Genomic DNA, 9385 nt, shown 5'->3' with positions numbered 1-9385 from the left:
CCGGCCGGTCCGGAGCCCCGTCCGGGCGGGGTGTGCGTGCCGGTGATCGGACTGTGCCTGGACGTACCCGGCGACCGGCACGGCTGAGAACCGCCCGGCGGCTACGGCTGCCCGTCGCGGCGGGTCAGCAGCCACGGCTCCACCACACCGAGCCCACGCACCGGGCGCTGCACAGCCGACGGCGTCCGCCCCCGCGCACCGGCCCCGGCCACCCCCGGTCACGGCCCGGCCGGTCCGGAGCCCCGTCCGGGCGGGGTGTGCGTGCCGGTGATCGGACTGTGCCTGGACGTACCCGGCGACCGGCACGGCTGAGAACCGCCCCGGCGGCTACGGCTGCCCGTCACGGCGGGTCAGCAGCCACGGCTCCACCACACCGAGCCCACGCACCGGGCGCTGCCACATCGGCTGGAGCGCGAAGCGGTACACCGGCGGGTCCTCGCCCTCCTTCTCGGCCGCCGCCGCGGCCTCCGCCGCCTCCGCCTCCGAGGCGGGCGCCTCGCCGCTGCGGATCAGCTCCTCGGCGAACGCGCTGTCCACGAGCACGGCGTCGCGCGGGGCTATCGAGGTCAGCCGGGAGGCCAGGTTCACCGTCGTACCGAACACGTCGCCCATGCGGGTGGTCACCGTGCCGAACGCCATGCCGACCCGCAGCTCGGGCATCGTCTCGTCGTTCGCCAGCGTCTCCACCAGCAGCAGCGCGATGTCCGCGGCCACACCGGCGTCGTCCGCCGCGTACAGCACCTCGTCGCCGAGGGTCTTGATGAGCCGGCCGCCGCGCGCCGCCACCAGGTCGGCGGCGGTGGTCTCGAACGCCTCGACCAGCTCGCCCAGCTCCTCCTCCTCCATGCGGCGGGTGAGCCGGGTGAAGCCGACGAGATCGGCGAAGCCGACGGCGAGCCGCCGGTCGACCATCTCCTCGTCGTCGGCGGTCTGGACGACCCGGCCGGCCGACGCGGCGAGCTGGCGCCGCCAGACGTAGACGAGGAACTCCTCCAGCTCGGGCAGGAGCAGCTCGACGATCGGGTACGTCACCTCGGTGCGGGTCATCCCCGGTTCCGGGGGCTCGGTCAGGCCCTCCAGGAAGGAGTCGATCTGCCATTCCGCCAACCGGGCGGTGGTCTGCCCGGTGGACCGGGCCACCTGCACCGCCATGGCCTCGCTCAGCAGCCCCGCCTCCACCAGGCCGGCGAGGCGGCGCAGGGCCAGCACGTCGGCCTCGGTGAGGGCCTTGGCCTGGCCGATGTCCGCGAAGCCCATCGCCCGCCAGAACCGGGACGCCAGCTCCATGGAGACGCCGGCGCTGCGGGCGGCCTGGAACGGGGTGTAGCGGCGCTCGGCGCCCAGGATGAGCTGTTCGAGACGCAGGGCCAGCGGGTCATCGCCGGTCTCGGGGGCGTGGGGGTCCACCCGGCCGTCCCCGCCAGCGCCGGAGCCCGTGTCGTCGACGGTCACGCCTGCTGCCCTTCCGATCTGCCGCGGTCAGGTATCGACCGGCCTCAACTCTACGGCAGGTGTGCGCCAGCTCACTCCGTCGGGTTGGGCCGGCGGCACGCGTTCCCGGCACCGGTCACGTGGACCGGGGTGGCCCGGCGACGCGTGCTCGCCGTGCCCGGCCGCAGGTCCATTCTGGCTGGTCGGGCGGTTCCCCGCGCCTTTTCGCAGCGCTCTACGCCGGCCGCAGGTGGACGATGTCGCCCGCCCCCACCGGCTCCCGCACCCCGTTCTCCGTGGCGATGACCAGCCGCCCGTCGCCGTCCAGCGCCACGGCCTCCCCGACCACCGAGCGGTCACCCGGCAGCTCCGCCCGCACCATCCGCCCGAGGGTCGCGCAGCCCGCGGTGTACGTCTCCTGGAGCCGGCTCGCCGAAGGATCGCCCCCCGCGGCCCGCCAGCGCCCGTACCAGCCCTCCAGCGACCGCAGCACCGCCCGCAGCAGCGGATCCCGGTCCGTGCCCAGCGCGCCGGCCAGGGCGAGGGACCCCGCCTGCGGGACCGGCAGCTCGTCGGCCCTGAGGGTGACGTTGATGCCGACGCCGATGACGACGCCGTCGTCGCCGGCCCGCTCGGCCAGGATGCCGCCGGCCTTGCGTTCCTCCCCGCCGACGGTCACCAGCAGGTCGTTCGGCCACTTGAGCGCCGTGTCGACGCCCGCCGCCCGGGACAGCCCGGTCGCCACCGCCACGCCCGTCAGCAGCGGCAGCCAACCCCAGCGGGCCACCGGCACCTCGGTGGGCTTGAGCAGGACGGAGAAGAACAGGCCCGAGCGCGGCGGAGCCGTCCAGCGGCGGTCCAGCCGGCCCCGGCCCGTCGTCTGCTCCTCGGCCACCAGGACCGCGCCCTCGTCGGCGTCGCCCGCGGCGGCCAGGGCGACCAGGTCGGAGTTGGTGGAACCGGTCCGCTGCACCACCTCGATGTCGCAGTACAGGCCCTCCGGCCTGACCAGCCCGCGGCGCAGGGCGGCGCCGTTCAGGGGCGGACGGTCCAGGTCGGACCAGCGGCTGTCGTCTGATGGATTCTGCGGCGTCATGCAAGCCACCCTAGGTGTGGTAAACGACGCACTGCTGATCCGCAGGCCCGCCACTACTCTACGGATGAGTAACCGTCCCCCCTTTTGAGCAGGCAGGGAGCCGCATCCCGATGTCCGAGCCGGAAGAGCGTCACGAGGTCCAAGGGACCGACATCCACACGACCGCGGGGAAGCTCGCGGATCTCCAGCGCCGCATCCACGAGGCGACGCACGCCGGCTCCGAGCGCGCCGTCGAGAAGCAGCACGCCAAGGGCAAGCTGACGGCGCGTGAGCGGATCGAACTGCTGCTCGACGAGGGGTCGTTCGTCGAGCTGGACGAGTTCGCCCGGCACCGGTCGACCAACTTCGGGCTGGAGCGGAACCGCCCGTACGGGGACGGTGTCGTCACCGGCTACGGCACGGTCGACGGCCGCCCGGTCGCGGTCTTCTCGCAGGACTTCACCGTCTTCGGCGGCGCCCTCGGCGAGGTCTACGGCCAGAAGATCGTCAAGGTCATGGACTTCGCGCTGAAGACCGGCTGCCCGGTCATCGGGATCAACGACTCCGGCGGCGCCCGCATCCAGGAGGGGGTCGCCTCCCTCGGGGCGTACGGCGAGATCTTCCGGCGCAACACCCACGCCAGCGGTGTCATCCCGCAGATCTCGCTCGTCGTCGGGCCCTGCGCGGGCGGCGCGGTCTACTCCCCGGCCATCACCGACTTCACGGTCATGGTCGACCAGACCTCGCACATGTTCATCACCGGCCCGGACGTCATCAAGACCGTCACCGGCGAGGACGTCGGCTTCGAGGAGCTGGGCGGCGCCCGCACCCACAACACCGCCTCCGGCGTGGCCCACCACATGGCCGGGGACGAGAAGGACGCCATCGAGTACGTCAAGCAGCTGCTGTCGTACCTGCCGTCCAACAACCTCTCCGAGCCCCCGGTCTTCCCGGAGGAGGCGGACCTCTCCCCCAGCGACGAGGACCGCGAGCTGGACACCGTCGTACCGGACAGCGCCAACCAGCCGTACGACATGCACACGGTGATCGAGCACGTCCTGGACGACGCCGAGTTCTTCGAGACCCAGGCCCTGTTCGCGCCGAACATCCTCACCGGGTTCGGGCGGGTCGAGGGCCACCCGGTCGGCGTCGTCGCCAACCAGCCGATGCAGTTCGCCGGCTGCCTCGACATCACGGCGAGCGAGAAGGCCGCCCGGTTCGTACGGACCTGCGACGCCTTCAACATCCCGGTGCTGACCTTCGTGGACGTGCCGGGCTTCCTGCCGGGCGTCGGCCAGGAGCACGACGGCATCATCCGGCGCGGCGCCAAGCTGATCTACGCCTACGCCGAGGCCACCGTCCCGCTGATCACCGTCATCACCCGCAAGGCCTTCGGCGGCGCCTACGACGTCATGGGCTCCAAGCACCTGGGCGCCGACCTCAACCTGGCCTGGCCCACCGCCCAGATCGCCGTCATGGGCGCCCAGGGCGCGGTCAACATCCTGCACCGCCGCACGATCGCGGAGGCGGAGGCGGGCGGCGGGAACCCCGAAAACGCGGAGGCGGTGCGCGCCCGGCTGATCCAGGAGTACGAGGACACCCTCCTCAACCCCTACGTCGCGGCGGAGCGCGGTTACATCGACGCGGTGATCATGCCGTCCGACACCCGCGCGCACATCGTCCGCGGGCTGCGTCACCTGCGCACCAAGCGGGAATCCCTTCCTCCGAAGAAGCACGGGAACATCCCCCTCTAGGGTCCGAGAGGCCCTAGGTCACCCGCCAAGCCCTGCCGACCCCGGGAGCGGTCATGAACATCAAGGTCGTACGAGGCAATCCGACCGCGGAGGAGCTGGCCGCCGCCCTGGCGGTGGTCCGCGCCCGCGCCGCGGCGGCGGAGGCGACGCCGTCCGGCGCGGAGTCCCCGAGGGACGCGTGGTCCGACCCGTCCCGGATCGCGGCCCACCGCGTCCCCCGCCCGGGCCCGACGTCCTGGACCCGCACCTACTGGCCGGTCTGAGGGGTTCCGGGAGCACGAGCCGGGGCGCCAACCTGAGTAGCAGTACTCAGGCGCCCTCCCCGGCCGAAGCCGCACGCTGGAGGGGTGCTGTGGTCAGACCCGGAGAACGAACCGCCGAAGGAACTGCGCGACGCGCAGGACATGCTTCGGCGGCTCGGGCTCCTGGTGGCCCTCGCCATGGTGCTGTTCATGATCGTCAGTGGCCTGAGGTGAGCCGCGGCGCGCCCGCTGACTAACCTGGCCGCATGACTGTCACACCCCGCAGGCGACTCGTGCTCGCCTCCCAGTCCCCCGCCCGGCTGGCCCTGCTCCGGCAGGCCGGCCTCGCCCCCGAGGTGATCGTGAGCGGCGTCGACGAGGACGCCGTCACCGCGCCCACCCCGGCGGAACTGGCCCTCGCCCTCGCCGAGGCCAAGGCGAGCGTGGTGGCGGCGAAACCGGAGGTGCGGGGCGCCCTGGTGATCGGCTGCGACTCGGTGCTGGAGCTGGACGGGCAGGCGCTCGGCAAGCCGGCCGACGCCGAGGAGGCCACCGCACGCTGGAAGAACATGCGCGGGCGGGCCGGGGTCCTCCAGACGGGGCACTGCGTGTGGGACACGGAGGCCAAGCGGTACGTGTCGGCGACCGCGTCCACCGTCGTCCGCTTCGGTGAGCCCAGCGACGAGGAGATCACCGCCTACGTGGCCTCCGGGGAGCCGCTGCACGTCGCCGGCGCGTTCACCCTGGACGGCCGTTCGGCGCCGTTCATCGAGGGCATCGACGGCGACCACGGCAACGTGATCGGCATCAGCCTGCCCCTGCTCCGCAGGCTCCTCGCCGAACTGGGCGTGGGCATCACGGAGTTGTGGGCACCGGAGCGGTGATCCGGGCGGGGACCGTGTCCTGCGGCTCGTCGTCCCCGTCCTGCGGCTCGTCCGTACGGCTCACCGGCGCGCCCGCGCCGGCGGGGGCCGCGCCCGGTTCCGTTCGCGCGGCCGGTCCGGCGCCCTCCCCGGGCGTGCCGCCGGGCGCCGCCCCCTCCGGGCCGCCCGCACGGTCGTACGTCATCAGGAGCAGCACGATCAGCGCGAGGACGACCACCATGAACAGGAAGGCCGTCCAGCCCACCAGGCCCCAGGCGAACGCGCCGAGCAGGCCGTGCACGACGGCCGCGCTGATCAGCAGGACGCGGCCGAGACCCGCCGGGGCGCGGTCCCGTACCGCGACCAGCGCGGCCACCAGGGCGCACAGCGCGAAGTAGAGGCCGAAGACCACTCCGCCGATCTTCGAGGACATCGACATGACGTCCGGGTCGAGACCGGCCAGGGACATGTCCTGGCGGTCGACGACCACTCCGAGAAACCAGTTGAGCGCGGCGATGAGGACAGCCTCCGCCAGGAGGACGACCGCCACGGCCCCTGCCACCGGTCTGCGCACCACCGGTCCCCACCCACTCTCACACCAGCAGCCTGTTACCCCAGGTACGTTCCGGACAGCGCGAACGCTACTAACGGGTAAACCCAGGGACAAGGGTTCGGTCAGCAGCAAAGAATCATTGGGCCATTCGTAGGGACTCGACAAAGAATCCGAGTGGGCCGCAGCACGCCTTCACAGAGACCTTGGCCACATGGCAGGGCTAGGGTTTGCCGCAGGAGTCCTGCGTACCGAGGTGCGACATGGGCTTTCGCGGGTCGAGCGGGCCTCGCATCACGCTCCGTGTGGGCAAGCTCACCACAGGGGACGGGTCGAAGTGCCGTGTCGGCAGTCCCTAAACTCGGCTTGTTTCAAGGAGGGAGCCTCAATCGTGCGCAAGGTGCTCATCGCCAACCGTGGCGAAATCGCTGTCCGCGTGGCCCGGGCCTGTCGGGACGCCGGGATCGCGAGCGTGGCCGTCTACGCCGACCCGGACCGGGACGCTCTGCATGTCCGCGCCGCGGATGAGGCGTTCGCTCTGGGCGGTGACACCCCGGCCACCAGCTACCTGGTCATCGACAAGATCTTGAACGCGGCGCGCGAGTCCGGCGCGGACGCCGTCCACCCGGGGTACGGCTTCCTCTCGGAGAACGCCGAGTTCGCGCAGGCCGTGCTGGACGCCGGCCTGATCTGGATCGGCCCGCCGCCGCAGGCGATCCGCGACCTGGGCGACAAGGTCGCCGCCCGGCACATCGCCCAGCGCGCCGGCGCGCCGCTGGTCGCCGGTACGCCCGACCCGGTGAGCGGCGCCGACGAGGTCGTGGCCTTCGCCCGGGAGCACGGCCTGCCGATCGCCATCAAGGCCGCCTTCGGCGGCGGTGGCCGCGGTCTGAAGGTGGCCCGCACCCTCGAAGAGGTCCCGGAGCTGTACGACTCCGCGGTGCGCGAGGCGGTCGCCGCCTTCGGCCGCGGCGAGTGCTTCGTCGAGCGCTACCTGGACCGTCCGCGCCACGTGGAGACCCAGTGCCTGGCCGACAAGCACGGCAACGTGGTCGTGGTCTCCACCCGTGACTGCTCCCTCCAGCGCCGCCACCAGAAGCTGGTCGAGGAGGCCCCGGCGCCGTTCCTGTCCGAGGAGCAGGTCGCCGAGCTGTACCGCGCGTCGAAGGCGATCCTGAAGGAGGCCCGCTACGAGGGCGCCGGCACCTGTGAGTTCCTGGTCGGCCAGGACGGCACGATCTCCTTCCTGGAGGTGAACACCCGCCTCCAGGTGGAGCACCCGGTGACCGAGGAGGTCGCCGGCATCGACCTGGTCCGCGAGATGTTCCGCATCGCCGACGGCGAGGAACTCGGTTACGGCGATCCGGTGCTGCGCGGTCACTCGTTCGAGTTCCGTATCAACGGCGAGGACCCGGGCCGCAACTTCCTCCCGGCCCCCGGCACGGTCACCCGGTTCGACCCGCCGTCCGGCCCCGGCGTCCGTCTGGACGCGGGCGTGGAGTCCGGCTCGGTCATCGGCCCGGCCTGGGACTCGCTGCTCGCCAAGCTGGTCGTGACCGGCCGTACCCGCAAGGAGGCCCTGGAGCGGGCCGCCCGCGCGCTGGACGAGTTCCAGGTCGAGGGCATGGCGACGGCGATCCCCTTCCACCGCGTGGTGGTCCGGGACCCGGCGTTCGCCCCGGAGCTGACCGGCTCCCAGGACCCCTTCACGGTCCACACCCGCTGGATCGAGACCGAGTTCGTCAACGAGATCAAGCCGTTCGCCGCGCCCGCCGACGCCGAGGCGGAGGAGGAGCTGGGCCGCGAGACGGTCGTCGTCGAGGTCGGCGGCAAGCGCCTGGAGGTCTCGCTGCCGTCGTCACTCGGCATGAGCCTGGCCCGCACGGGCCTCGCGGCCGGCGCCAAGCCCAAGCGTCGCGCGGCGAAGAAGTCCGGCCCGGTCGCCTCCGGTGACACCCTCGCCTCGCCGATGCAGGGCACGATCGTGAAGATCGCCGTCGAGGAGGGCCAGGAGGTCAAGGAGGGCGACCTGGTCGTCGTCCTGGAGGCCATGAAGATGGAACAGCCCCTGAACGCCCACAAGGCGGGCACCATCAAGGGCCTGACCGCCGAGGTCGGCGCGTCCATCACGTCGGGCGCGGCGATCTGCGAGATCAAGGACTGAGGTCCGGCCGCGACACACCGAGTCGGCCCCCGGCAGACACCGGGGGCCGGCCGCTTTTCCGGACCCTGAGCCTGTAGCCGTGGGCGCCGCCGACGGGTGGGCGGCGGCGGTGCGGGGCCCGGTCCGGTCCGGGGAGGAGTCGCCGGGCGGCTGACGGCCGGTCGGACGCCCTGTCAGTCCGCGCGAGAGTCGGCCCCTGCCGAGCCTGCGCGCGTCCGGGCGTCCGGCGTCCTCAGCGCCTTCGCAGGTCGGCGACGCGTCCTCGTTCGGCCGCGGCCGACTCTCCCAGCCCCGCCCCCGAGCGGAGCGCCACGTGCCCCCTGCGCGGCCCCGGCAGCGGGGCGCGGCGGGCCGCCGGGACCTGTTCACCCCCCGGGTTCCCGCTCGCCCCGGCCACGGCGATCTGCACGCCCTGGTCCGCGAGCGCCTGCAGCTCCGTGGCGGCGCGGTCGTCGTGGGCCGGGGGCTCGTCGGTGACCAGCCGGGTGATGAGGTCCGTGGGCACGGTCTGGAACATGGTGTCCGTGCCGAGCTTGGTGTGGTCGGCGAGGACCACGACCTCCGCCGCGGCCTGGACGAGGGCCCGGTCGACGGACGCCGAGAGCATGTTGGAGGTGGACAGGCCCCGCTCGGCCGTCAGCCCGCTTCCGGACAGGAAGGCCTTCGACACGCGCAGGCCCTGGAGGGACTGCTCCGCGCCGGAGCCGACGAGGGCGTAGTTGGAGCCGCGCAGGGTGCCTCCGGTCATCACGACCTCCACCCGGTTGGCGTGGGCCAGCGCCTGCGCCACCAGGAGGGAGTTGGTGACGACCGTCAGGCCCGGCACGCGCGCGAGCCGGCGGGCCAGCTCCTGCGTGGTCGTACCGGCCCCGACCACGATCGCCTCGCCCTCTTCGACGAGGCCCGCGGCGAGGTCGGCGATGGCCGTCTTCTCGGCGGTCGCGAGATGGGATTTCTGCGGAAAGCCGGACTCTCGCGTGAACCCGCCCGGCAGTACCGCACCGCCGTGCCGGCGGTCGAGGAGTCCTTCTGCCTCCAGTGCCCGCACGTCCCGCCGTACGGTCACTTCGGAGGTCTGGACGACGCGGGCGAGCTCACGGAGCGACACGGCACCGTTCGCTCGCACCATTTCAAGGATCAATTGGCGACGTTCAGCAGCGAACACGAAACTGACAGTAACCCCAGCGACCGTCTGCTTTCAGCAGTTTGCGCCGAATAACAGAAGTTGTTCGCACGGCAGGGCGGGAAGTGGTATAGAACCCGTCCGCCCCGACTATGCCGACCGCGCATGCCCCGACACCCCCTG

General features: G+C 72.5%; 9 protein-coding genes. 5 read left to right on the top strand and 4 right to left on the bottom strand.

Annotation, left to right across the window (positions count from 1 at the left end):
• Nucleotides 1-327: 327 nt before the first annotated feature.
• Together ACZ5DC_RS14510 and ACZ5DC_RS14505 are read right to left on the bottom strand one after the other, a co-directional pair.
• Nucleotides 328-1452: an adenylate/guanylate cyclase domain-containing protein gene (locus ACZ5DC_RS14510; protein ID WP_366748716.1), complete on the bottom strand. Its 1125-nt coding sequence runs from the start codon at nt 1450-1452 to the stop codon at nt 328-330.
• Between the two features lie 214 nt (nt 1453-1666).
• Nucleotides 1667-2527 carry a biotin--[acetyl-CoA-carboxylase] ligase gene (locus tag ACZ5DC_RS14505; protein ID WP_468652597.1) on the bottom strand — a complete coding sequence of 287 codons (861 nt, stop codon included), beginning with the start codon at nt 2525-2527 and terminating at the stop codon, nt 1667-1669.
• Nucleotides 2528-2637: 110 nt separating this feature from the next.
• Here ACZ5DC_RS14505 and ACZ5DC_RS14500 point away from each other — a divergent pair, with 110 nt between their 5' ends.
• From ACZ5DC_RS14500 to ACZ5DC_RS14485, 4 genes are all read left to right on the top strand, one after another.
• Nucleotides 2638-4260: an acyl-CoA carboxylase subunit beta gene (locus ACZ5DC_RS14500; protein WP_468652595.1), complete on the top strand. Its 1623-nt coding sequence runs from the start codon at nt 2638-2640 to the stop codon at nt 4258-4260.
• Between the two features lie 53 nt (nt 4261-4313).
• Nucleotides 4314-4523, top strand: a complete 210-nt coding sequence (locus ACZ5DC_RS14495; protein ID WP_468652593.1) for an acyl-CoA carboxylase epsilon subunit — start codon at nt 4314-4316, stop codon at nt 4521-4523.
• A gap of 84 nt (nt 4524-4607) precedes the next feature.
• The gene (gene mmpB, locus ACZ5DC_RS14490; RefSeq protein WP_366759509.1) at nt 4608-4736 is read left to right on the top strand and encodes a morphogenic membrane protein MmpB; all 129 of its coding nucleotides are present in this window, start codon (nt 4608-4610) and stop codon (nt 4734-4736) included.
• A gap of 32 nt (nt 4737-4768) precedes the next feature.
• Entirely contained in the window at nt 4769-5386 is a 618-nt protein-coding gene (locus ACZ5DC_RS14485) for a Maf family protein (RefSeq protein WP_468652591.1), read from the top strand.
• On the opposite strand, the gene ACZ5DC_RS14480 is transcribed toward ACZ5DC_RS14485, so the two are convergent.
• Nucleotides 5358-5927, bottom strand: coding sequence for a hypothetical protein (locus ACZ5DC_RS14480; RefSeq protein ID WP_468652589.1), 570 nt, complete (start codon nt 5925-5927; stop codon nt 5358-5360). The two genes, ACZ5DC_RS14485 and ACZ5DC_RS14480, sit on opposite strands and share 29 nt — an antisense overlap.
• Nucleotides 5928-6306: 379 nt before the next feature.
• Here ACZ5DC_RS14480 and ACZ5DC_RS14475 point away from each other — a divergent pair, with 379 nt between their 5' ends.
• On the top strand, nt 6307-8079 hold the full coding sequence (locus ACZ5DC_RS14475) for an acetyl/propionyl/methylcrotonyl-CoA carboxylase subunit alpha (protein ID WP_366748710.1): 1773 nt from the start codon (nt 6307-6309) through the stop codon (nt 8077-8079).
• Nucleotides 8080-8311: 232 nt separating this feature from the next.
• Here ACZ5DC_RS14475 and ACZ5DC_RS14470 read toward each other — a convergent pair whose 3' ends face one another.
• Complete coding sequence (locus ACZ5DC_RS14470) at nt 8312-9244, bottom strand: DeoR/GlpR family DNA-binding transcription regulator (protein ID WP_468652587.1); 933 nt, start codon at nt 9242-9244, stop codon at nt 8312-8314.
• Between the last annotated feature and the right edge of the window lie 141 nt (nt 9245-9385).

The organism is Streptomyces sp. NPDC031445, from assembly GCF_055581365.1.
Note: the sequence above shows the minus strand (reverse complement) of the source record. Positions and strands in the feature narration are given on the sequence as shown.